This window comes from Mucilaginibacter pedocola (assembly GCF_002013915.1).
Lineage (GTDB): Bacteria > Bacteroidota > Bacteroidia > Sphingobacteriales > Sphingobacteriaceae > Mucilaginibacter > Mucilaginibacter pedocola.
In genome coordinates this window covers 220,632-244,708 of sequence record NZ_MBTF01000034.1, presented here as the reverse complement: position 1 = coordinate 244,708, position 24,077 = coordinate 220,632, and the positions used below count along the sequence as shown (strand labels likewise).

The 24,077-nt window shown below is 46.4% G+C and carries 24 protein-coding genes and 1 tRNA gene; 6 read left to right on the top strand and 19 right to left on the bottom strand.

Annotation, left to right across the window (positions count from 1 at the left end):
* Positions 1-2 precede the first annotated feature (2 nt).
* From BC343_RS21505 to ilvD, 10 genes are all read right to left on the bottom strand, one after another.
* Positions 3-1,169, bottom strand: a complete 1,167-nt coding sequence (locus BC343_RS21505; protein WP_078349841.1) for a 2-isopropylmalate synthase — start codon at positions 1,167-1,169, stop codon at positions 3-5.
* A 138-nt stretch (positions 1,170-1,307) separates the two neighbouring features.
* A complete protein-coding gene (locus tag BC343_RS21500) occupies positions 1,308-2,066 on the bottom strand; it encodes a class I SAM-dependent methyltransferase (RefSeq protein WP_078349840.1) in 759 nt (252 codons plus the stop codon).
* Between the two features lie 161 nt (positions 2,067-2,227).
* Positions 2,228-3,298 (bottom strand): 3-isopropylmalate dehydrogenase, encoded by a 1,071-nt coding sequence (leuB, locus tag BC343_RS21495; protein ID WP_078350106.1) that lies wholly within the window; start codon positions 3,296-3,298, stop codon positions 2,228-2,230.
* Between the two features lie 52 nt (positions 3,299-3,350).
* The gene (locus BC343_RS21490) at positions 3,351-4,151 is read right to left on the bottom strand and encodes a methyltransferase domain-containing protein (protein WP_078349839.1); all 801 of its coding nucleotides are present in this window, start codon (positions 4,149-4,151) and stop codon (positions 3,351-3,353) included.
* A 74-nt stretch (positions 4,152-4,225) separates the two neighbouring features.
* Complete coding sequence (leuD, locus tag BC343_RS21485; protein WP_078349838.1) at positions 4,226-4,816, bottom strand: 3-isopropylmalate dehydratase small subunit; 591 nt, start codon at positions 4,814-4,816, stop codon at positions 4,226-4,228.
* Positions 4,813-6,228 carry a 3-isopropylmalate dehydratase large subunit gene (gene leuC, locus BC343_RS21480; protein WP_078349837.1) on the bottom strand — a complete coding sequence of 472 codons (1,416 nt, stop codon included), beginning with the start codon at positions 6,226-6,228 and terminating at the stop codon, positions 4,813-4,815. The genes leuD and leuC overlap by 4 nt, the downstream gene beginning before the upstream one ends.
* 84 nt (positions 6,229-6,312) lie before the next feature.
* A complete protein-coding gene (ilvC, locus tag BC343_RS21475; RefSeq protein WP_078349836.1) occupies positions 6,313-7,371 on the bottom strand; it encodes a ketol-acid reductoisomerase in 1,059 nt (352 codons plus the stop codon).
* Positions 7,372-7,547: 176 nt separating this feature from the next.
* Positions 7,548-8,150: an acetolactate synthase small subunit gene (gene ilvN, locus BC343_RS21470; RefSeq protein WP_078349835.1), complete on the bottom strand. Its 603-nt coding sequence runs from the start codon at positions 8,148-8,150 to the stop codon at positions 7,548-7,550.
* A 27-nt stretch (positions 8,151-8,177) separates the two neighbouring features.
* Complete coding sequence (gene ilvB, locus BC343_RS21465) at positions 8,178-9,962, bottom strand: biosynthetic-type acetolactate synthase large subunit (protein WP_078349834.1); 1,785 nt, start codon at positions 9,960-9,962, stop codon at positions 8,178-8,180.
* Positions 9,963-10,102: 140 nt separating this feature from the next.
* On the bottom strand, positions 10,103-11,812 hold the full coding sequence (gene ilvD, locus BC343_RS21460) for a dihydroxy-acid dehydratase (RefSeq protein ID WP_202909839.1): 1,710 nt from the start codon (positions 11,810-11,812) through the stop codon (positions 10,103-10,105).
* A gap of 538 nt (positions 11,813-12,350) precedes the next feature.
* Here ilvD and BC343_RS21455 point away from each other — a divergent pair.
* A complete protein-coding gene (locus BC343_RS21455) occupies positions 12,351-13,271 on the top strand; it encodes a DUF6263 family protein (protein ID WP_078349833.1) in 921 nt (306 codons plus the stop codon).
* Between the two features lie 69 nt (positions 13,272-13,340).
* On the opposite strand, the gene atpC is transcribed toward BC343_RS21455, so the two are convergent.
* Positions 13,341-13,589 carry an ATP synthase F1 subunit epsilon gene (gene atpC / locus BC343_RS21450; RefSeq protein ID WP_078349832.1) on the bottom strand — a complete coding sequence of 83 codons (249 nt, stop codon included), beginning with the start codon at positions 13,587-13,589 and terminating at the stop codon, positions 13,341-13,343.
* Positions 13,590-13,672: 83 nt separating this feature from the next.
* Positions 13,673-15,178 (bottom strand): F0F1 ATP synthase subunit beta, encoded by a 1,506-nt coding sequence (atpD, locus tag BC343_RS21445; protein ID WP_078349831.1) that lies wholly within the window; start codon positions 15,176-15,178, stop codon positions 13,673-13,675.
* Between the two features lie 267 nt (positions 15,179-15,445).
* Between atpD and BC343_RS21440 the strand changes: the two genes are divergently transcribed.
* Positions 15,446-16,759: an SGNH/GDSL hydrolase family protein gene (locus BC343_RS21440; RefSeq protein WP_078350104.1), complete on the top strand. Its 1,314-nt coding sequence runs from the start codon at positions 15,446-15,448 to the stop codon at positions 16,757-16,759.
* 125 nt (positions 16,760-16,884) lie between these two features.
* Here the strand turns inward: BC343_RS21440 and BC343_RS21435 are convergent, their stop codons facing one another.
* From BC343_RS21435 to BC343_RS21410, 6 genes are read right to left on the bottom strand one after another with little or no spacing between them, the layout of a single operon-like run.
* Positions 16,885-17,871 (bottom strand): NAD(P)H-quinone oxidoreductase, encoded by a 987-nt coding sequence (locus BC343_RS21435; RefSeq protein WP_078349830.1) that lies wholly within the window; start codon positions 17,869-17,871, stop codon positions 16,885-16,887.
* Positions 17,872-18,294 carry a VOC family protein gene (locus tag BC343_RS21430; RefSeq protein ID WP_238381824.1) on the bottom strand — a complete coding sequence of 141 codons (423 nt, stop codon included), beginning with the start codon at positions 18,292-18,294 and terminating at the stop codon, positions 17,872-17,874. It lies immediately after the preceding gene.
* A 5-nt stretch (positions 18,295-18,299) separates the two neighbouring features.
* Positions 18,300-19,031, bottom strand: coding sequence for a hypothetical protein (locus tag BC343_RS21425; protein WP_143822298.1), 732 nt, complete (start codon positions 19,029-19,031; stop codon positions 18,300-18,302).
* On the bottom strand, positions 19,021-19,410 hold the full coding sequence (locus tag BC343_RS21420; RefSeq protein ID WP_078349828.1) for a GntR family transcriptional regulator: 390 nt from the start codon (positions 19,408-19,410) through the stop codon (positions 19,021-19,023). The genes BC343_RS21425 and BC343_RS21420 overlap by 11 nt, the downstream gene beginning before the upstream one ends.
* 1 nt (position 19,411) lies before the next feature.
* Complete coding sequence (locus BC343_RS21415) at positions 19,412-20,209, bottom strand: hypothetical protein (RefSeq protein ID WP_078349827.1); 798 nt, start codon at positions 20,207-20,209, stop codon at positions 19,412-19,414.
* Positions 20,210-20,222: 13 nt separating this feature from the next.
* A complete protein-coding gene (locus tag BC343_RS21410) occupies positions 20,223-21,062 on the bottom strand; it encodes an ABC transporter ATP-binding protein (RefSeq protein ID WP_078349826.1) in 840 nt (279 codons plus the stop codon).
* Positions 21,063-21,212: 150 nt separating this feature from the next.
* Between BC343_RS21410 and BC343_RS21405 the strand changes: the two genes are divergently transcribed.
* The 4 genes from BC343_RS21405 (at position 21,213) to obgE (ending at position 23,640) form a co-directional block, all read left to right on the top strand.
* On the top strand, positions 21,213-21,674 hold the full coding sequence (locus tag BC343_RS21405; protein WP_078349825.1) for a redoxin domain-containing protein: 462 nt from the start codon (positions 21,213-21,215) through the stop codon (positions 21,672-21,674).
* Positions 21,675-21,777: 103 nt separating this feature from the next.
* Positions 21,778-21,851, top strand: a tRNA-Arg gene (locus tag BC343_RS21400).
* Between the two features lie 106 nt (positions 21,852-21,957).
* On the top strand, positions 21,958-22,530 hold the full coding sequence (locus tag BC343_RS21395; protein ID WP_078349824.1) for an adenylate kinase: 573 nt from the start codon (positions 21,958-21,960) through the stop codon (positions 22,528-22,530).
* Between the two features lie 111 nt (positions 22,531-22,641).
* Complete coding sequence (gene obgE / locus BC343_RS21390) at positions 22,642-23,640, top strand: GTPase ObgE (protein WP_078349823.1); 999 nt, start codon at positions 22,642-22,644, stop codon at positions 23,638-23,640.
* Here the strand turns inward: obgE and BC343_RS21385 are convergent, their stop codons facing one another.
* A complete protein-coding gene (locus BC343_RS21385) occupies positions 23,641-24,075 on the bottom strand; it encodes a hypothetical protein (RefSeq protein ID WP_143822297.1) in 435 nt (144 codons plus the stop codon).
* Between the last annotated feature and the right edge of the window lie 2 nt (positions 24,076-24,077).

Here is a 24,077-nt window from a genome sequence, read left to right as displayed (position 1 = left end):
AATTAGTTCTTTACCAGTGGTTCTGCCATCAGTTGCTGCAAGTCATCATCGTTTATGTCGAGCTTGGCATCGGCCAGTGTTAAAAAGCGTTTATACGCTTCGTATAGTTCGTCTTTATCTAATTTGTGGCCAAGCCTTTCCAAATGGAATTTTAAAGCATGGCGGCCGCTGCGGGCGGTCAACACAATAGTTGCGCTTGGGAAGCCCACATCTTCCGGGCGAATAATCTCGTAATTCTCACGCATTTTCAGGAAGCCGTCCTGGTGAATGCCCGAGCTGTGTGCGAAGGCGTTGGCACCCACAATAGCTTTGTTAGGCTGTACCGGCATACGCATTTGCGTACGTATCATGTGGCTCAACTCGAAGAATTTCTTCGAATCGATATTGGTATGTAAGCCCAATACCTGGTGTGTTTTCAGGATCATCACTACCTCTTCAATGGCGGTGTTACCGGCACGTTCGCCAATACCGTTAATGGTACCTTCTATCTGGCGGGCACCGTTTTGTAAACCGGCGATAGAGTTAGCGGTAGCCAAACCAAGGTCGTTATGGCAGTGTACCGAAATAATAGCCTTATCAATATTCTTTACGTTCTCCTTAAGGAATTTGATCTTCGCTCCGTACTGGTCGGGCAGGCAGTAGCCGTTGGTATCAGGGATATTTACTACCGTAGCACCGGCAGCAATAACGGCTTCAACCATTTGCGCCAGGTAAACCACATCCGCACGGCCGGCATCTTCGGCATAGAACTCAATATCTTCTACCGACTTCTTGGCGTATTTAACGGCATCTACAGCGCGTTCTAATATCTCCTCGCGGGTACTGTTGAACTTATGCTTAATATGCATATCCGACGAGCCAATACCGGTATGAATACGAGGATGTTTTGCATACTTCAGCGACTCTACCGCAACATCGATATCCATTTTGTTGGCGCGGGTAAGGGCGCAAACGGTGGGCTCTTTTACAGCTTTTGATATTTCTACCACGCTCATAAAATCGCCGGGGCTGCTTACCGGAAAGCCTGCCTCTATAATATCCACGCCCAGCAGTTCCAGCTCGCGGGCAATTTCAACTTTTTCGGGTGTTGTTAACTGGCAGCCCGGTACCTGCTCGCCATCGCGAAGCGTGGTATCAAAAACATAAACGCGGTTGGGATCGTGTAACATATACTCTTAGATTTGAGATGTTAGATCTGCGATAGGAGACTCTTTGAAGCCTGCCGATCTCAGATCCTGCATCGGTTTTATTATTTTATTATTTCAATTGAGTTTGGGGGCGAAATCTCATATCTCACATCGCAATACTCAAATCTCTTTTACTGCTATAAATCTTAAACGTACGTAATCGGCATACCATTGCCCGTTCTCGTTATAAGCCGGTTCAAGCAAGGTAGTTATTTCTTTTAACAGCTCCTGTTTTTCGCTTTGCGGTATGCCCAGCAAATATAGCGGGGCAAACATGGTTATCCATTTGGCCACGCCTTCGTCGCCATCCTGCAGCGGTGTTTTACGATCAAAGTGCGACGCAAAAGCTACGCGGAAGCCCTGTGCTTCTAAACGGCTGGTGTACTCTGCCAGCGACGGGAAGTACCATACTTCGGTTTCGGCCTGGCGGTTGTAGCCGTGTTTGCGCAATACCTGGCGGGTGGCGGCTATTAGTTTTTGTACGTTGCCTTTGCCACCCATTTCGGCAACAAAGCGGCCGCCGGGTTTAAGCGCATCGTAAACGCATTTAATGGCCGCATCTGCATTTTTTATCCAATGCAGGGTAGCGTTAGAGAATACCGCATCAAATTTTTCATCGAAATGAAAATCGGTACCATCCTTCACAAAAAAATCTACCTCGGGGTAGGTTGCCTGCGCTTTAGCTATCATATCGGGCGAGGCATCAATACCCGTAACCTGCGCGCCTTTTTGTTGTATCTGGCTGGTTAAGTAGCCGGTACCACAACCCAGATCAAGAACACGCTGGCCCGGCGCAACGTCCAGCAGTTCCAACACGTTCTCTCCGTATTGAAACACGAAGGAGTGTTTGTCGTCGTATAATTCAGCGTTCCATTTCATATTTTTTTGATTACACCGATGGGGATTGATTCCACCGATTTTATTTGGGGGGATTCCACCGATTCAGCGATGATTCCACCGATTTTTCTTGGTTCTTGATTTCTAATAGTCTTGCCTCTCAAAAGCTCCTCCGCTAACCAGCGGAGGCTTGGGGGCTTCGCCTACAAGTAGCTCAACACCTTTTCGCCCATGGCGGTTGTGCCTAATATTTTGGCTTTGTCGGTTTGGGCATCGGCAATGTCGCCGGTGCGGTAGCCGTCTTTTAGTGCCTTGTCTATAGCATCGGTAATGGCTTTTGCTTCATCTTTCAGGCCGAAGCTAATTTCCAGCATCAAGGCAACCGATAGGATAGAGGCCAGCGGGTTAGCTTTGTCTCGTCCTGCAATATCATGTGCCGAACCATGGATAGGCTCGAAGAAGCCCGTACCATCGCCAACTGAAGCTGAAGCCAGCATACCCATAGAGCCCGCAATTTGCGAGGCCTCATCTGTAAGGATATCGCCGAAAAGGTTAGCGGTTAATACCACATCAAACTTTTTAGGGTTTTTAACCAGTTGCATGGCCGCGTTATCAATAAACATGTGCTCGGTTTCTACTTCGGGATATTGTTTGGCAATTTCCTGCACCACCTCACGCCACAGGCGCGATGCTTCCAGTACGTTGGCTTTATCAACCGAGCATAACCTTTTGCCACGCACCATTGCTGCTTCGTAAGCTTTTATGGCGATGCGCTCAACCTCGTAACGGCTGTAAACCATCAGGTCGGATGCGGTGTTGCGGTCTTCGCTGCGTTTTTTCTCGCCGAAGTATACGTCGCCGGTCAATTCGCGGAAGAAAAGAATATCAGTACCTTTTAATATTTCCGGTTTCAGGCTCGATGCATCCAATAATTCATCGAAAAGCATAATAGGGCGCAGGTTGGCATACAGGCCAAGCTCTTTGCGTATCTTCAGCAAACCCTGCTCCGGGCGAACCTTTGCCGATGGGTCGTTATCATATTTAATGTGGCCGATAGCGCCGAAAAGAATAGCATCGCTGGCTTTGGCTTTTTCCAAAGTTTCATCGGGCAGCGGGCTGCCTGTTGCTTCGATACCTGCGTGGCCCATCAGTGCCTCGTCGAAAGTAAACTCGTGGCCGTATTTTTCGCCGATCTTCTCTAAAACTGCTTTACCCCAGGTGGTAACCTCGGGGCCTATACCGTCGCCCGGTATTATTAAGATGTGTTTTTGAATGCCCATATAATCTTTAGCCCCCTAACCCCCTGAAGGGGGGACTTTTTTGTTTTTATATTTTATTGATCCCGCGCACTTCTTTTAGTTTCATTACCATCAGTTGCGCGTCGGTTTTTATCCAGTTGTTATATTCTTCTATAGCCAGCAGGCGGTCTTCGTTACTGATGTAGCCTTCGTCTACCATCTGCGTCATCTGCGCCACAGACGACCAGATGCCTATTTTGTGCTCGAAGTTGGCGTCACCTTTTTTGTAAACCTCGTTAGCTTCCAATACTTCTATATCACTTAAGCCTGCTTCGGCAAAATACTCCGGCAGGTCTTCGGCAATGTGGTTGTTCATGCCTGCATCTCCACGCCAGCGCAAAAATGTGGCGTAAAACTTACGCATGCTTGCAGGTGGCTCGGGCTGCCATTCTAATGCCTCGTGGTTATAATCCAAAACAGATAATATGCCCTCGGGCTTCAGCAGGGTTTTCAGCTTTACCACTGCTTTCTGCGGCGTGCTCAGCCATTGCAGCGTACGTGCCGATGTTACCAGATCGAACTTTTCTTCGGGCTGGTAATCATACAGGCTGGCGTGCTCCAACTTCAGGTTGCGGATATCGGCATAGGTTTCGTTACCGCTTTCCACAAAGTAGGCGGTGTTATCAATACCCGTTACATGCCCTTCTTCGCCAACGGCTAATGCAATACCTTTAGAGATAGCGCCGGTACCGCAGCCCACATCCAACACTTTCCAGCCCGGTTGCAGCAGCGGTGGCAGGGTAGCATAATCTATCTCCAAACTACGCTCATCGAATAGTTTTGCAGTGCCCTTGCCTTCGCGTTTTATCTCTTTTTGATTTGTTGTCATTGAGTCATTAGGTCATTGAGTCATTTTGAATGGTCAGAATATCTAATCACTCACCACTCTCTATTTACCACTCACTATCTCGCTTCCTCAAACTCCTCTATCTTTTCGGTTTGGCTGAGGATGTAATCGATATCATCGTACCCGTTTATCATGCAGGCTTTTTTGTAAGCGTTCACCTCAAAGCTTTCCTGCTCGCCGGTGCCGGCTATTTTGATGTACTGGCCTTCCAGGTCTATCTCTACCTCAGCGTGAGCATCGGCATAAACTGCATCGAATATTTTTGCTAAAAAATCTTCGCTAACCTGTACGGGTAGTAAGCCATTGTTAAGGGCGTTGCCTTTAAAAATATCGGCAAAAAAGCTGCTTACTACAGCATCAAAGCCATAATCGGCAATAGCCCAGGCGGCGTGCTCGCGGCTGCTGCCGCAACCAAAGTTTTTGCCAGCCACCAGTATTTTGCCGCTGTAGATAGGTTCGTTCAGCACAAAATCTGCTTTCGGGTTGCCGTCGTTATCAAAGCGCCAATCGCGGAAGAGGTTGTTGCCAAAACCATCGCGGGTAGTGGCCTTTAAAAACCTGGCCGGTATTATCTGGTCGGTATCTATATTCTCGATAGGCAGCGGCACTACGCTGGTTTGTACGTGTTTGAATATTTTGGTACTCATACTAATTCCTCCTCTTTCAGAAATTCGCGAATGTCAGTAACGACACCCGTTATCGCACTGGCGGCTGCCGTTAGCGGGCTGGCCAAAAAGGTGCGGCTGTTGGGGCCCTGGCGGCCTTCGAAGTTGCGGTTAGAGGTTGATACGCAGTATTTGCCTGCAGGTATCTTATCCTCGTTCATGCCCAGGCAAGCGCTGCAGCCCGGTTCGCGCAGCGGGAAGCCTGCGGCGTTGAATATTTTGTCGAGGCCTTCGCGGATGGCTTGTTCTTGTACCTGCTTACTGCCGGGTACAACCCATACCGTTACGTTATCGGCCTTGTGTTTTCCTTTTACAAAATCGGCTACCTGGCGCAAGTCTTCAATGCGGCTGTTGGTGCAGCTGCCAATGAAAACATAATCGATAGGTTTGCCTAATAATTGCTCATCATCGTGCAGCCCCATATAATCGAGGGCTTTTTTGTATGATGCCTGTTCCTTGTGCTCGAATGATGCGGTTTCCGGAACGTGTTGTGTAACGCCAATGCCCATACCCGGGTTAGTACCGTAGGTTATCATTGGTTCAATATCTTCGGCACGGTAGCTTAATACGGCATCAAATTCTGCATCTTCATCAGAGTACAAAGTTTGCCAGTAAGCAACTGCCTTATCCCACTCTTCGCCTTTAGGGGCAAATTCGCGGCCTTTTACGTAGTTGATGGTGGTTTCGTCAGGAGCGATCAATCCGCAACGGGCACCCATTTCGATGCTCATGTTACAGATGGTCATGCGGCCTTCCATGCTCAGCCCACGGATAGTATCACCGGCATATTCTACCGCGTAGCCTGTGCCGCCTGCTGCAGAAATTTGGGCAATAATGTAAAGGATGATATCCTTTGCACCAACGCCTGCCTGTAATTTGCCGTTCACTTCTATCTTCATCCTTTTAGGGCGCGATTGCAGTAAACATTGTGTAGCCAAAACCTGCTCTACCTGCGAGGTGCCAATGCCAAAGGCAATAGCGCCGAACGCACCATGCGTAGAGGTGTGGCTGTCGCCGCAAACATAAGTACCACCCGGACGGGTGATGCCCAGTTCGGGGCCTATAACGTGGACGATACCCTGGTACGGATGCCCTAAACCGTAAAGTTCGATGCCGAACTCTGCACAGTTTTTGGTGAGCATATCTACCTGGTAGCGGGAAAGTTCTTCTTTAATGGGGAGGTGCTGGTCCCAAGTGGGGACGTTGTGGTCGGCCGTGGCAACAGTTTGTTTTGGCCTGAAAACGGGTAGCCCTCTTTTGCGCAAACCATCAAATGCCTGCGGACTGGTTACCTCGTGTATAAAATGTGTATCGATGTATAAAATATCGGGGAAACCCTCGCTGCTACTGACGACGTGCGCATCCCAAATTTTGTCGAATAATGTCTGTGCCATTTTTTAAGTCTTTAGTATAAAAGTTTTAAGTCTTAAGCCGCCAATAGGACTTACTACAGGCGACTTAAGACTTAATACTTGGAATTATGCTTCTACAGCCTGGTTCTCAGGGCGCAAGCTGCGTACGGTTTTACCGGCTTGCCATAATTCGCTTTCGCGTAATTCAGCTAATTCGGCATCCAGTTTCTCGCGGTAATCTGGTTTGCTGTTGCTATCGATAGATTTTTGTGATTCAACACCGGTTGCAACACTGTTGTACAGGTCTTCAAATACCGGTTTAGTAGCATCGCGGAAGGCTTTCCACCAGTCTAATGCACCGCGTTGTGCAGTAGTAGAGCAGTTGGCGTACATCCAATCCATACCGTTCTCTGCAACTAATGGCATCAACGATTGAGTTAACTCTTCAACAGTTTCGTTGAACGACTCCGATGGAGAGTGGCCTTTTGAGCGCAATACTTCGTACTGAGCAGCAAAAATACCCTGGATACAGCCCATCAAAGTGCCACGCTCGCCGGTTAAATCGCTGAATACTTCTTTACGGAAGTCAGTTTCGAACAGGTAACCGCTACCTACAGCGATACCTAAAGCGATAACACGCTCGAAAGCTTTGCCTGTTGCATCCTGGAAGATAGCGTAGCTTGAGTTCAAGCCACGGCCTTGTAAGAACATGCGGCGCAATGAAGTACCCGAACCTTTAGGGGCAACCAAAAATACGTCAACATCTGCAGGAGGAACGATGCCGGTCTGCTCGTTGAAAGTGATACCAAAACCGTGAGAAAAGTATAATGCTTTACCCGGGGTTAAGTGTTTTTTAACGGTTGGCCATAAAGCTATCTGTGCAGCATCGCTCAATAAATAGCAAATAACGGTTCCACGCTCTAAAGCTTCTTCAATTTCAAAAAGGGTTTCGCCGGGTACAAAGCCATCAGCAATAGCTTTATCCCAGGTTTTTGAATTTTTACGCTGGCCAACAATTACGTTAATGCCGTTGTCTTTTTGATTGAGCGCCTGGCCCGGGCCTTGTACGCCGTAGCCAATTACTGCTACAACTTCGTCTTTTAAAACGTCCTGAGCTTTTGATAGTGGGAACTCTTCGCGGGTTACTACATTTTCTTCAGTACCGCCGAAATTTAATTTTGCCATTGTATTGATTTTTGATTTTTGTGATTCCACCGATTAGGGGTGATTCCACCGATTGATGTTTTATTTTAATTTTTTGATTTCACCGATTTTTCTGAACCTTGATTTGTTGGATTTTAGGATTTACTTGATTTGCATCGGATAATCCTTAAATCAGGCGAATCATGGTTCAGAAACACTTACATCGTAAACACTTTCTGCCCTTTATTCAAATATTCGTTTTCCACCACATCTTCGCCCGGTTCAAGCCTTTCAAATTCGCGGAGCTTGCTGTTGAAGCCATCGCTTTTTTTGATAATGGCCACGCGTGCACTGCGAACAAATTCTATCAGCCCGTATGGCTGAAGTATCTTGATCAGGTTATCGGTCTCCTCGCGGTGGCCGGTAGTTTCAAATACGGTGTAGTCCTTACGGATAACTACCGCACGTGCGCCGTTCTCGCGCAGCAAACGCTCTACGCTTACTTTCTCGGCAATTACATCGGTGCTCATTTTATAAAGCGCCATTTCCTGCCAAACCACATCCTGGTTGGTATGGTAGTATACTTTTAATACTTCCACCTGTTTCTCTATCTGGCGGGTAAGCTTGCGCACTACCTCTTCAGATTCGGTTATCACGATGTTGAAACGATGTATGCTTTCTATCTCCGATGGAGAAGTATTCAGGCTATCGATGTTTATTTTTCGGCGTGTAAATATAATAGCAATTCGGTTAAGTAACCCAATTTGGTTCTCGGTATATACCGTTATATTAAACTCCTGCTTCTGGTTGATGGTTTCCATGTTGTTGCTTCTTTGAAAGGGTTAGGCTTACTTTAATCTGATCTCGCTTACGCTGCATCCTTGTGGCACCATCGGGAATACGTTATTCTCTTTGGTTACCATTACTTCTAAAAGGTAAGCGCCTTTGTGGTTCATCATTTCGGTAAGGGCAGGCACAAGATCGGTACGCTGGTCTATCGAGCGGCCCTCAATGCCGTAGCCTTTGGCCACCATTACAAAATCAGGGCTTTCGATGTTCACGAACGAGTAACGGCGCTCGTTAAACAACTCCTGCCATTGGCGCACCATGCCCAAAAAGCTATTGTTTAGGATGATGATCTTTACATCAACCTTGCTTTGCATAATGGTACCCAACTCCTGTAAGGTCATCTGGAAACCGCCGTCGCCTATAATAGCTACAACATCGCGTTCCTGCGCGCCAAATTTAGCACCTATGGCAGCCGGTAGGGCAAAGCCCATGGTACCCAAACCACCGCTGGTAACATTACTACGGGTTTTGTTCAGTTTAGCGTAACGGCAGGCCACCATTTGGTGCTGGCCCACGTCGGTAACTATAACTGCGTCGCCGCCGGTAATTTCGTTAAGGTGTTTTATTACCTCGCCCATGGTCATTTGTTCGCCGGTTGGGTTCAGTTCGTTATGGATAACCGATTCAACTTCCTGTTTGGTATGGTCGGCAAAAACCTGCAGCCATTCGCTGTGGTCGTGTTGCTCAACTAAAGCGGTAAGCATGGGCAGGGTCTCTTTGCAATCGCCCCATACCGGTACTGTCGACATTACGTTTTTGTCTATCTCGGCAGGGTCAATATCTAAATGCACCACTTTTGCCTGTTTGGCATATTTATCAAGGCGGCCGGTTACACGGTCGTCAAAACGCATACCTATGGCAATCAGCACGTCGCAATCGTTAGTTAAAACGTTTGGCCCGTAGTTGCCGTGCATGCCCAGCATACCCACGTTTTGCGGATGGTCTGTTGGGATAGCGCCTGCACCTAAAACGGTCCATGCTGCGGGGATACCGCTTTTCTCAACAAAGGCTTTAAATTCTTTTTCGGCACTGCCTAATATTACACCCTGGCCCCAAATAATGAATGGTTTTTTAGCGCTGTTGATCAGTTCGGCGGCTTCTTGTATGTACTGCGGGCGAACAATAGGTTTTGGCCTGTAGCTACGGATATGGTTACATTTTGTATAACCCAGGTAGTTGAATTTTTGTATCTGGGCGTTTTTGGTAATATCGATAAGTACAGGGCCCGGGCGGCCGCTTTTAGCAATATAAAATGCCTTGGCAATAACCTCGGGTATTTCGTTCGCATCAGTTACCTGGTAGTTCCATTTGGTGATAGGGGTGGTGATGTTGATCACATCCGTCTCCTGGAAAGCATCGGTACCCAACAGGTGCGCAAATACCTGCCCGGTGATACATACCAAAGGAGTACTGTCTATTTGTGCATCGGCCAAACCGGTAACTAAATTGGTAGCGCCGGGGCCGCTGGTAGCAAATACCACACCCACTTTGCCTGACGTACGGGCATAACCCTGGCCGGCGTGTATACCGCCCTGTTCATGGCGAACCAGGATATGGTTCAACTGTTCGCTGTAATCGTAAAGGGCATCATAAATAGGCATAATAGCGCCACCGGGGTAACCAAAAATGGTATCCACACCCTCCACGATCAAAGCTTCCAGCAAAGCGACCGAACCAGAGACTTCTTTGACCGATTCCACTGCTTTTTGTTCGATTACACTGATCTCTTTTGCGGATTCCACCGATTGCGGCTCGATCTCTTGTGTGATTGTTTCTGTTGCCATTTTGTTGTTATGATTACACCGATTACTTATGATTTCACCGATTAGTTTATTTTGCTTTCACCGACTCCACCGATTTGTATTCGATTTCACCGATTTATTATCCGATATAAGTTCCCCTTAACGGGGTTAGGGGGCTATGACTAAAACTCGTCCGTTACGCAACCTTCTGCTGCAGAGCGTACGGTTTTTGCGTAGCGATATAGCAGGCCTTTGCTTGCTTTTAGCGGCGGTTGCAGCCATGCTGCTTTACGTGCGGCCAGTTCTTCGTCGCTTATTTTAAGGTTGATGGTGCGGCTGATAGCATCTATCTCTATCAGGTCGTCATCTTGTACTATACCTATTGCACCACCTTCGTAAGCCTCAGGTGTAATATGGCCTACCACAAAGCCGTGGGTACCCCCGCTAAAGCGGCCGTCGGTAATCAACGCTACCGATGCACCTAAGCCCGCACCAAAAATGGCCGATGTTGGTTTCAACATCTCGGGCATGCCCGGTGCTCCTTTAGGGCCTACGTTACGGATAACCACCACGTCGCCGGCTTTTACTTTGCCTGTCATGATACCGTCCATCAGTTCGGCCTCGCTGTTGAATGTGCGTGCCGGGCCCGAGAAACGCTCGCCCTCTTTACCGCTAATTTTGGCCACGCTGCCACCTTCGGCAAGGTTGCCGTAAAGTATTTGTAAGTGGCCGGTAGCTTTAACCGGTTTTTCAACCGGCCATATAATATCCTGCTTGCTAAAATCAAGCGGAGTTACTTCCTCTAAGTTCTCGGCCAATGTTTTGCCGGTAACGGTAAGGCAATCGCCATGCAACCAACCTTGCGCGTATAAGTATTTCATTACCGCAGGTACACCACCAACATGGTGTAAGTCGGTCATCATGTATTTACCGCTTGGCTTCATATCTGCCAGTACCGGTATGCGGTTGCTTATTTCCTGGAAATCATCTTGCGTAAGCGGTACATCCACACTTTTTGCCATGGCTATCATGTGCAGTACAGCGTTGGTGCTTCCGCCCAAAACCATAATAACGGTCATTGCGTTTTCAAAGGCCTTGCGCGTCATGATATCGCTTGGCTTAATATCTTTTTCTAACAAATGCCTGATGGCTTTACCGGCGGCTAAGCATTCTGCTTTTTTCTCGTCGCTTAACGCGGGGTTGCTTGATGAGTAAGGCAAGCTCATGCCCAAAGCCTCAATGGCAGCAGCCATAGTGTTAGCAGTATATACACCACCGCAGGCACCTGCGCTTGGACAGGCATTTTTGATGATGCCTTTAAAATCTTCCGGAGTAATGGTGCCGGCAATATTTCTGCCCAGGGCTTCAAACGCCGAAACAATGTTAAGGTCTTCGCCTTTCCAATGGCCGGGTTCAATGGTACCACCATATACCATTATTGAAGGGCGGTTCAAGCGGCCCATGGCTATAATTGAGCCTGGCATGTTTTTGTCGCAGCCGGGCAGGGTAACAACGCCATCGTAATATTGGGCGCCTACTACGGTTTCTATCGAGTCGGCAATAACGTCGCGGCTTATCAGCGAGTAACGCATACCCGGGGTACCGTTGCCCATACCATCGCTCACGCCAATGGTGTTAAAAATAAGGCCCACCAGGTCCTGATCCCAAATACCTTGTTTAACCAGTTTGGCCAAATCGTTAAGGTGCATGTTGCAGGTATTACCATCGTAACCCATGCTGGCCACGCCGATTTGTGCTTTTTGCATGTCCTCGTCGGTAAGGCCAATACCATACAACATGGCCTGTGCGGCAGGCTGTGTAGGGTCTTGGGTGAAGGTTTTGCTATACTTGTTTAATTCTATAGCTGCTGTGGTGTCTGCTGATGAACTCATTTTATAAATTTTACGCTGAACGTAAACGCTGAATTTGTTTATATATAATTAGGTTGCGATCGGTTTATGTAAGGTAGATATAGCGATCGCGAATGGCAATACTTTATAAAAATATTTTTAAAAAGTATAATGTATTTTAAAATTTTATTTTAAAGAATTAAAGTTTGCAAATATATTAATTAATAAAATTTAATTTTTATCAATTTATACCAAAGTTAAAAACGGTATTCGGTACAGTTTTTATGCATGCATAATAAGTTGCCGAAATTCTGCCTGAAACAGGGGCCTTGCCCAAAAAAGTTCATAAAAAAACCCGAACAATACTGACCGGGCCCTTTATATGATCAGTATAAAAGTTTATGTACAAATAACCACTTGCGCCATTACCACTATATCGTTTACCGAATGATCCATGCTCTGAATAGCTTAAGCCAAATTTAATGGAATTTTTTATTTACGAATAGGCGGGAGGGGTATAATAAACAGAAAGACTGTTGACCATCTCGAAAACCTCCAGCATATTTAACAAAACATAAAAATGAAAAAGATCCTAACCTTATCGCTGCTGTTCATCGGCCTGCACACTTACGCCCAAAAGGCAAAACTCGAACTGAACCTTCAGAAAGATAGTACTTACCTTTTAAGCGTGGCTGCCGATATGGATATAGACCAATTGCTGAACGGTGCACATCAATTAGTAAAAACAACGGTGACCGGTACAACTGCCCATAAAGTAACCGCAATAAAAGATACCCTTTATGAAATGGAGGTTACCTACAAAAAATTAGGTATGCACATACAAATGGGAGATAAAGAGATGGGTTTTAGCAGCGAGGCAGGAGCAGACGACCTGATGTCTAAAGTAATAAAGATAATGATCAATAAACCATTCATTATTACCATGAGTAAGAGAGGGCAAATTGTAGAGGTTAAGAATATCGACAGCCTGTTTTCGGGTATGGCCAAAGAGTTTCCTCAAGTGGGCGAGCTGCAGTTAACACAAATAATGGCGCAAATGAAGCAGTCGTTCGGCGAGAAAAGCATTAAGGGTAACTTGCAGGAAACATTTGTAATATTCCCAAAGGCGCCGGTATCAGTTACGGGAATGTGGACAACATTAACCACTATGGACGCGGCCGCTATATCTGTAAAAACCTTGACCAAATATACGCTTGATGCTATTACCGATAAGTATTACCAGGTTAGCGGTGCCGCAGTGATCACACCTGATAAAGTGCCTGCGTTTAAACAGTCAAATGGGTATTTTATGCGCCTTACACAGGCAACCGGCAATTACACCGCTAAACTGAAAATAGATAAAACTACAGGTTGGGTTACCGAAAGCCATATCACCAAAAATATATCGGCGACTATGCAAGCTAAGAAAACTGCGACCGGGCCGGTGGAATTATCGTACCCGATGAAAATAGCAATGAAGTTTACGGGGAGTGATAAGTAAGCTGAAAAAGGAAAACAAAAAAAGGCCCGAACATTCGTTCGGGCCTTTTCAATATTAGTGCAAAAACTATTACTTGTGGGTAATGCCTTCTGCCAGTACGGTTACTTTATTGTTTAAAGCTTCTACCACACCGCCTTTAATAAAAAAGATATCTTCTTTACCGCCTTCTCTTACGGTTAGCTTACCATCATTCAGGGTAGAGATGATAGGGGCGTGGTTGTTCAGTATCTCGAAAGAGCCTAAAGCACCGGGCAATGTAACCGAGGTAGCATCGCCTTCGAAAACTTTTTTATCGGGAGTAAGAATTTCTAAAGTCATGTATTGTTAGATTCAAGAGTCGAGAATCAAGATGCAAGATTTATTTTCCTGTCCTGATTCTTGACTCTTATTTCTTAATTCTATTAAGAATTAGCTTCAGCTAATAATTTTTTGCCTTTTTCAATAGCGTCTTCAATGCTACCCACCAGGTTGAATGCAGCCTCAGGGTACTCATCTACTTCGCCATCCATGATCATGTTAAAGCCTTTGATGGTATCTTTAATATCAACCAATACACCTTTTAAGCCGGTGAACTGCTCGGCCACGAAGAATGGCTGAGAAAGGAAACGCTGAACACGGCGTGCGCGTGCTACAACTAATTTATCTTCTTCAGATAGCTCGTCCATACCCAGGATGGCGATGATATCCTGAAGCTCTTTGTAACGTTGCAGGGTTTCTTTAACGCGCTGAGCAGTGTTGTAGTGCTCGTCGCCCAGGATCTGTGCGCTCAGGATGCGTGAAGTTGAATCCAATGGATCCACCGCAGGGTAAATACCTAACTCGGCAATTTTACGCGAAAGTACGGTGGTAGCATCCAAGTGAGCGAAGGTTGTAGCCGGCGCAGGGTCGGTCAAGTCATCCGCAGGTACGTATACTGCCTGTACCGAAGTGATCGAACCGCGTTTGGTAGAGGTGATACGCTCTTGCATGGTACCCATCTCAGTTGCCAAGGTTGGCTGGTAACCTACCGCCGAAGGCATACGGCCCAACAACGCTGATACCTCAGAACCTGCCTGGGTGAAACGGAAGATGTTATCGATAAAGAAAAGGATATCGCGGCCTTTGCCATCTTCATCGCCATCGCGGAAGTACTCGGCAAGGGTTAAGCCCGATAAGGCCACACGTGCACGTGCACCAGGAGGCTCGTTCATTTGGCCAAACACGAAGGTTGCTTTTGAATCTTTCAAAGCTTCGGCATCGATCTTGGTCAAATCCCAACCACCTTCTTCCATCGAGTGCATAAATGCATCGCCATATTTTATAATGCCCGATTCCAACATCTCGCGCAACAAGTCGTTACCTTCGCGGGTACGCTCGCCTACACCGGCAAATACAGATAAACCTGAATATGCTTTCGCGATGTTGTTGATCAGTTCCTGGATCAATACAGTTTTACCTACACCGGCACCACCGAACAAACCAATTTTACCACCTTTTACATAAGGCTCCAGCAAGTCGATAACCTTAATACCTGTGAACAGGGGCTCGGTTGCTGTAGACAGATCCTCGAAACGCGGAGGCGTTGCGTGGATAGGGCGGCCAGTAGCTTTATCAAGATCGGCAATACCGTCGATAGCATCGCCAACTACGTTAAATACCCGGCCTTTGATACCTTCGCCAACCGGCATTTTGATCGCATTTTCGGTATCTAAAACGTCCATACCGCGCAGCAAGCCGTCGGTGGAGTCCATCGCGATAGCGCGCACACGGTCTTCACCTAAGTGCTGTTGAACTTCTAAAACAATTTTTTGTCCGTTCTCTTTTGTGATCTCAAGCGCATCGTAAATTTTAGGAAGATGTGCATCATTAGCAAAACTTACGTCAACTACCGGACCGATGATCCTTGATATTTTTCCAATGTTTGGCATATAGTACCTGGTGGTGTTTTAAAAAAATGTTACCTGTAAAGCAAGCTGTTGACTCCCAACAGTAGTGCTCTTTCAGAGGCGCAAAGTTAACGTTTATTGCCAAATATTTAAATAGTTATGTTAAGAAATTTTCGGACGTTTTTATTGAAGCATTTTCTGTAAATTTGATACCCGATTTTAAAGCGCGGTGATCTGTGCGGCAATGTGTTCGGTACGGATAGGAGGCGTAACTATTACCGGCTTACCCTAATTAATTTGAACGAAGTGGTGAAATATTATACCAACATAATAGCATGCCTTTTTTTGCTGGCATCGTGCAAGCCTTACAGCGAAGGGCCGCAGGGCGGACAGGGCAGCGCCGACTTTAGCCGTTACATTGCTGTAGGTAACTCGCTCACAGCAGGCTACTCTAATGGCGGGCTTTACCTGGAGAGCCAGCAAAGCGCTTACCCTGCCATTATTGCCCGGCAAATGGCAAAAGTAGGGGGCGGTGCGTTTACCCAGCCGCTATTTGGCGCGGGGCAGGAGAACGGTTCGGGTTACCTTAAACTCACCGGTTTTACCGCAACAGGTATGCCTGTTATTGCAAACGTGGCCGATAAACTTGCCGTGCGCGGCAAAGTGGCCATCCCCGGTTTGGGTAATGTAACGCTGTATACCAAATACTCCGGCGATATAAATAACTACGGCGTACCGGGAATTAAATTGGCCAATATTGATGATGCCGCTTATGGCAACCTGAACGGTTACTTTGAACGCCTGTTGCCGGGCGATGCGGGCGCTAACACCACTAAGTACATTGATTTTGTAACCGCGAAAACTTTCACCTTTTTTAACAATTGGCTGGGTAATAACGATGCACTGGGCTACGCAACAGCCGGGGGCGCTTCGGATGCGCTGACGGATAAAGCACAATTCGGCGCGTTATATAATTTAGTGATAAACAAACTTACCGCAACAGGGCAAAAAGGAGTAGTTGCCACAATACCCGATGTAACCGCCGCTCCCTATTTTACCACTCTTAGCACAACCGCAATATTAGCTGGTGCAAAAGCCGCCAACCCAGCCGTAACAGCCTTGTATGTGAACGCCCGTAAGGCGGCTGATATAACTAATACTACTTACAGCCCGCGCACGGCCGGGGCTACGGATTTGATCTTGCTCACTTTCGATACCCAAAAGATAGGGCAGCCGGTAAATACAACAGCCGGTATGCAGCCTTATGGTTTAAGCCCCTATGCACCTATCGAGAACCAATACGTACTTGATGCTAACGAAGTGATACTGGTGAAAGAACACATCAACGCCTATAACGCCACCATTAAAGCCGTTGCCGAAGCAAAAGGGCTGGCCTTGTTTGATGCTTATACCTTTTTGAATAGCCTGAAAGCCGGGTTGACGATAGATGGTGTAAATGTAAATTCCGATTTTATTACAGGGGGCATTTTTTCGCTTGATGGCATACACCTAACGCCCAGGGGCTATGCCGTTGTGGCTAATGAGTTTATCAAGGCCATCAACAGCAAATACGGCTCGGGCATTCCAAAGGTGAATGTGGCGGAGTATGATGGGGTGAAGTAGCGTTAGTTTGCAGTTTGCGGTGGGCAGTTTGCAAGGTTTTCTGTACTGCTAACTGCACACTGCCTACTGCACACTGCCTACTGCAAACTGTCAACTGCCCACTGAAAACCGCCTACTGCTAACTGTCAACTGCAAACTGATAAAACTATCTTCCCAATATGCTCACTGCTTTCCATCAACTCATGTGCTTTGGCGGCATCTTTTAGCAGAAATGTTTTGTAGATAACAGGTTTTATTTGCCGGGATGCCAACAGGGGCCATATATGCTGCTCCAGCTTTTTGGCAATAGCACTTTTGAAATCCGCATTGCGTGCGCGTAGGGTAGAACCGGTGATGGTTAACCTCCTGCGCATTATTTCAGATAAGTTTATTTCTACCTTATTGCCTTCTACGGCGTTGATCATTACCAACCGCCCGTCATCGGCCAGGCATTTGATGTTTTGCGCGGTGTAGCTGCCGCCAACCATATCCAGTATCACGTTAACGCCTTTGCCGCCTGTGAGGGTACCGATGGCTTCAGTAAAGTTTTCGGTTTTATAGTTGATGGCTTTATCGGCACCCAATGTTTCGCAGAATTTACATTTATCATCGCTTCCTGCGGTTACGTAAACGGTGCTACCTAATGCTTTGGCCATTTGAATAGCAGTAACGCCAATGCCGCTGCTGCCGCCATGTACCAGCAAGCTTTCGCTTGGTTGCAGTGCGGCTCTGTCGAATACGTTACTCCAAACCGTAAAGAAGGTTTCGGGTAGTGAGGCAGCCTCTGAAAAACTTAAGTTGCCGGGTATGGGCAGGCATTGTCCTCCGGGTGCTGTGCAATATTCGGCGTAGCCGCCACCCCAAACCAGCGCGCAAACTTTATCGCCAACCTGCCAACGGCTAACACCCGAGCCAACTTTGGCCACAATGCCGGCTACTTCCAGCCCGGGGATATCCTTTGGCGCGCCATCGGGTGGCGGGTAATTACCCTTCCGTTGAAAAACATCGGGGCGGTTTACGCCTGCCGCCATAACTTTTATCAGCACTTCTCCCGATGCATAAAGAGGGGTAGGGCGTTCGCCTAATTGTAAAACTTCGGGTCCGCCGGGTTGGGTGATGATGATGGCTTGCATTTATTTCCTCGTTTCTTCTATCAGGTCCCACAAATTTCCGTAAAGGTCTGCAAATACCGCTACTGTGCCATAGGGCTCCTGTTTTGGCTCTCTTACAAACTTAACACCGGCCTCCTGGTATCTTTTATAGTCGCGGCAAAAGTCGTCGGTATATAAAAACATAAAAACTCGGCCACCGGTTTGGTTGCCTATCCTGCTTTTTTGTTCGTCGCCCACGGCTTTAGCCAATAACAAACGGAATGTGCCGCCCTCGGGCGAAACGGTCACCCAGCGTTTTGCATCGCTTAACGAGGTATCTTCCAACAGTTCAAAACCTAACTTTTGGGTGAAAAAAGCAATGGCTTCGTCGTAATCATCAATCACCAATGTTATTTGAGCTATGTTTTGTGCCATTTTATCACCGGGATTTGTACCAACTGCCAAGGGCTTTAATTTTTATGCATTGCTTTGAGTGATTTTCCTGAAAGAATGATGGCTGAGCTATCCGTAATAGCCAAGTCAGCTTTTTCGGCAAAACCGTGTCCGATGTCCAATATCGTATAATCCTTCAGGTTAGCGTTTACGTAACCGAAGTGCATGTTTTTAGAGCCTTTTAATTCGGGTGCCATCTCGAACATTACCTGGCTCGAATCTGCCTGGGCTATCCGGATCGTGTCGAAGTGGGGGATGTAACTTTCTACTTCCAGCCTCGACAGGCCTTTTAAGTTCACGCTAATGTTCGCCTGCTTTAATTTCTGCAGTTCGAAGTTGGTATCGGTACCGTCTACCGATAGCAACTCGGGGGCAAAGAGGCGCACCAACACCCGGTTTTGCATCCAGTTTTTTTCTGCTTCGTTTTTGTATTTGTTGGGAAAGATGAGATGCAACGTATCGTTTTTTACGTAAGCCTTGAACGTGACATCTTTTTGATACGCATCCCAATAATTAAGTACCCTTACCGATGCTTTTTTATTTTGCTGAAAAACTATTTGGGTAATGTTGCCACCCTCCAGTTTCAGGTGCTTAAAAGGTTGCTCCAGCACCTTGTTATAGTTCCAGTAATTGTCGCTTTTATCAACCTTATTATACACGCTTTTGAACGCCAGGTCTGATACCACAACACCCAGCAGCATCAGGGCAAATGTTAGCCTGAGTATAAGAGTGCTTATTTTAGTCTTCATATTTCTTTTCTTTAAAAGTTTCGTCGATATATTTTTCATAGCGTATTTCTATCTCCTCCATAGGGATGTCGAGCAGGTACATACTTCTTAAAAATACGGGCAGTTCGTTCTCTAAAAATTGTTCTTTCCTAAAAGCCATTACCCTGGCCATAGCCTCGGCTTCTACAAAATAGCCTACGCCGCGTTTATTACTGATGATCTCGCGCTGCTGTAAAAAATCGTAGGAGCGCTGTACCGTGTTAGGGTTTACCTGCATGGTCACGGCCAGGTCGCGGATGCTTAATATCTTTGCTTCTAGCGGCCATTGCTTTAGCAGTATTTGTTCGCAAACGTACTCTGCTATCTGTAAATAAATTGCCTGCTTTTCTCTAAACTCCATTCTAAATTTCTTTTTCCCTAAGCCTTATATAAGCGGTTAGCCACAAAATGCCCGGTAGCACGTATTGTAAAAAATTATTGGCAATGCCGTATGCGTAATGCGGCAGCTCAATGTTGCCCACTTCCGAATCTACCTTTAACAGTACCGTAAAGTACGGGAACGCAACATCAACATTATGAAATAATAGGCTAACAATGCCCAGGTTCAAAAAATAAATAGTTGCCAGCATGCCGCATACTACCAGCGCAGTTTTTACAAGCGCCACCCGGTTAAAATACAACGTGCCCACCATCATGGCGCCTACAAAGCTGGTATACAATATAGTAGCTTTAACAACCACATTATTATCTTCGAACATATAAAGGTACACATGATCGTACAAGGCACGGTAAAGCGGGCTGTTGCGATCGAGCCTGTTGTGGTAGGCCGTTACAAAGGTGTAGTCCATTAGCCTGAAAAAGCTTAAAAAGATAGCACAAAACAGTAAGCCGCAAATGAGCACGCCGCAAAGCCATTTCTCCAACGCCGAGGCTGGTAGGGTAAGGTAGGCCGCGCCACCGGCGTTGGTAGTAAAGTAGCTGAACACTACTGTTGATAAAACCACGCCGCCGCCAACAAAGCCCCAAATAAAGGATAGATTTTGTGCCGGCCCCCAGTCTAATGCGTAAAGAAAGAGCGAATAAAGTATCAAGGTAAAAGCCAGTATAGCCACCATTGCCCCAATGATCTGCATGGCGCGCTCCAATACGGTTTTCCTTAATAATAGCCCGAATCGGCTTATGCTAAAAGTATCGTTCATGTGAGGTTGTGAATTAATTGGTTGAAAAAATTTGTTTTGCCATTGCAGGGTTCTCGGTAACACCATTAAAAAGCTGTTCGAGGTTTAGGGCCGAGTCCTCTTCGCCTGCATTTTCCATCACTACAGCAGTGCCTCGCAGCATTTTTTCGGAGTAAAGCACCCGGGCACCAGGCGGTATTTCTGATACGGTTTTAAAGCATAGTTTTTCGGCAATATCCGCAACCGAGGCATGCAGCAGCAGGGTGCCATCATCCACAATTATGATATTGTCGATCATGTTCTCCAGGTCGCGTATTTGGTGGGTGGATATGATGATGATACGGTCGTCATTCATTACTGAGGCAATAAGCTTTCTGAATTGTGCTTTTGACGGAATATCCAGGCCGTTGGTAGGCTCGTCCATCAGTAGTACCCTGGTATTACATGCCAGCGCGAATGCGATCACAAATTTCTTTTGCTGCCCGAAGGATAACTTGTTTAGCTTTCCGTCAATACTTACCTCCAATTCGTTAAGATATTTGTAGAAGCTGTTGCCATCGAACATGGGGTAGAAGGGGGCGAACAGGTTTTGGTATTGCTTTATGGTGAGTGCGGGAACATACACATCTTCGGCAATGTAATAAATGGTTTGAAGGAACGATGGCTTGCGGCTTTTAGGCACCATGCCATTTACCAGCAAGCTACCCTCCACCGGAAAAAGCGTACCCACCATATTTTTGAGCAGGGTAGATTTTCCAGCGCCGTTTTTGCCAAGCAGGCCATATATACTGCCGTCCTGTATATTCAGGTTCAGGTCTTTATATAGGAGCTTTTTACTCGAATAACCAAAAGATAAATTGTTTAATTGTATCATTAGTGTATTAGTTAAGTAGTACACTACAAATGTGTGAGGTTGATTTGATATTTCCAAAGAAAAACTGAAATATTTTTTTGATCAATATTGAAACACCGCTTTACAAGCCAATTATTTATTATTCTTTTGTAGCAACAAAACTCATACCCCATGCCACTACAACCAGGCCAACCCGCTCCGCAGTTCACTTTAACATCAACCGACTTAAAAGAAGTTTCGCTTGCCGACTTTAAAGGCAAAAAGGTGGTACTTCATTTTTTCCCTTTAGCCTTTACCGGCGTTTGCACCACGCAACTTTGCACCATGCGCGATAGCTTTGGCTATTACGACGGGCTGAACGCACAGGTGCTGGGCGTATCGGTAGATTCGCCTTTTACGCTGGCCAAGTTCAAAGAGGAGAATAAATACCAGTTCCCGCTGTTGTCCGACTTTAATAAAGAAGTTTCGGCCGCTTACGATGCACAATACGAATCATTCGCCTTCGGTATGAAAGGAATAGCCAAACGTGCTGCTTTTGTGATAGATGAGGAACAAAACATTATTTACGCCGAAGTGCTGGAGAATGCCGGCGAACTGCCGAATTTTGAAGCTATAGCTGCTGCTGTGAAATAAATTTCAAAAAAGTTTGCACCTAAAGTAAATGAATCCTATCTTTGCAGTCCATTAAAAAAGGGACGGTTGCCTGAAACGGCGCTGAAATTTTTTAACTGGAAATGCACTTGTAGCTCAACTGGATAGAGCATCTCACTACGGATGAGAAGGTTTGGGGTTCGAATCCCTACAAGTGCACATATATCAACCACTTGTCCCGGAGCTGCGACATCCGCCAGGTGCCCAAAAAATTAAGCCTTTGAGTATAGTGTTCATAGGCTTTTTTAATTTTTAAACATAAGGGATGCTTAACTTAGTACTGTTTGGCCCCCCCGGAGCAGGGAAGGGTACCCAATCACAAAAACTTATCGAGAAATTCGGGTTAATACATCTTTCGACAGGTGATCTGTTACGAGGTGAAATTGCTCAAGGTACCGAACTTGGCCTTGAAGCTAAAAAACTGATGGATGACGGGCAGTTAGTGCCGGATGCAGTGGTGATAGGGATGATCAGTAATAAGCTGGATGCCAACAAAGAAGCCAAAGGCTTTATTTTCGACGGCTTCCCGCGTACGGTAGCTCAGGCTGAGGCTTTAGATAATTTATTATCTTCTAAAGAGTCTGCTATATCGGGCATGATAGCTTTGCAGGTAACCGATGAGGAACTGGAAAGCCGCTTATTGCTTCGTGGTAAAAGCTCGGGCAGGGCAGATGATGCCAACCCCGAAGTTATCCGCAAAAGAATAAAAGAATACAATGATAAAACTGCACCCGTTGCAGGTTTTTATCAAAGCCAAAATAAATACACAAGTATAAACGGTATAGGTTCGGTAGAAGAGATATTCAGCGCTATCGTTACTGTTATTGATACTTACTAAAAGGAAGTAGTCCGTAGGTCGGAAGTCGGTAAAGTCCGAAAGAAGGAAGCATATATTTCCTATCTTTCGGACTTTACTGACTTTCAGGCTTTCCGTCTTAAATAAAATGTTATGTCGCAGGGTTCAAATTTTGTTGATTATGTAAAAATATGCTGCCGCTCGGGGCATGGTGGTGCGGGCTCTGCGCATTTGCACCGCGATGTTTTAACCTCGATGGGTGGCCCCGATGGTGGCGACGGCGGCCGCGGCGGGCATGTTATTATAAAAGGCAACGCTCAGCTTTGGACCCTGCTTCACCTTAAATTCCGTAAACACGTAATAGCCGGTGATGGTGATGCGGGCGGCAGTTCGCAACGATCGGGCAAAACCGGGCGGGATGAAATATTGGAAGTACCCCTGGGCACCATAGCCAAGGATGCCGAAACCGGCGAGGTGCTTTTTGAGATAAGCCACGATGGCGAAACTAAAATACTTACCCCCGGCGGCCGTGGCGGCTTGGGTAACTGGCACTTTAAAACATCAACCCGCCAAACCCCGCGCTTTGCCCAACCCGGCGAAGATGGCCGCGAAGACTGGAATATCCTCGAACTAAAAATACTGGCAGATGTTGGTTTAGTAGGCTTCCCAAATGCGGGGAAATCAACATTGCTATCAGTAGTGTCGGCCGCTAAACCCGAGATTGCCGATTATGCCTTTACTACGCTGGTACCAAACTTAGGTATAGTAAGCTACCGTGGCGGTAAATCATTTGTGATGGCCGATATACCGGGCATCATCGAAGGTGCCTCGCAGGGTAAAGGTTTGGGTATTCGTTTCCTGCGCCACATCGAGCGCAACTCGGTACTGCTGTTTATGGTACCTGCCGATACTGCACGTACGATTAAGGAAGAATACGAGATACTTTTGAACGAACTGCACCAGTATAATGACGAGTTAATGCACAAGCCACGTGTGCTGGCCATTACTAAAAGCGATATGCTGGATGAAGAGCTGCAGGCTGAGATGGAGAAGGAAGTACCCGAAGGTATCCCTTACGTTTTCATATCATCGGTAGCGCAGAAGAATATTACCGAGTTGAAAGACCTGCTCTGGAAGGAAATTAACAGGTAATTACCGTTTTTGGTCGGTATAATAAAGGGCGTAGTTATCGCTAAGTTCTTTTAGCGCAAAGCCCTTGTAGGCCGGGAAGCATTTAAGAATAACCGACGCCCTTATGCCAATATAGTAGCTGGGCAGCAGTATGTATATAGGCCCCATATAATCTTTATGGAGGTACTCATCGTAATTAATACTCAGATCCTGGTTGAGGGGTTTTATGCTGATCACTTTGTTGTTTAAACCTTTTAATTCCGGAAAGTCTTTAGTGGTTACAAAGACAGCATCCTTATTCTCTTTGTCCAGTTTTTGCAGATAAGCAACAGAGGGGCTATCGATAACGCGGTTGGCTTCCCGCGGGTCTGCTTTACCATCGGTTTTGCTTTGGCATCCGGTATTGATGATGGTAGCCACCACAACAGCACAAATCAAAAATAAGATCTTTTTCATGA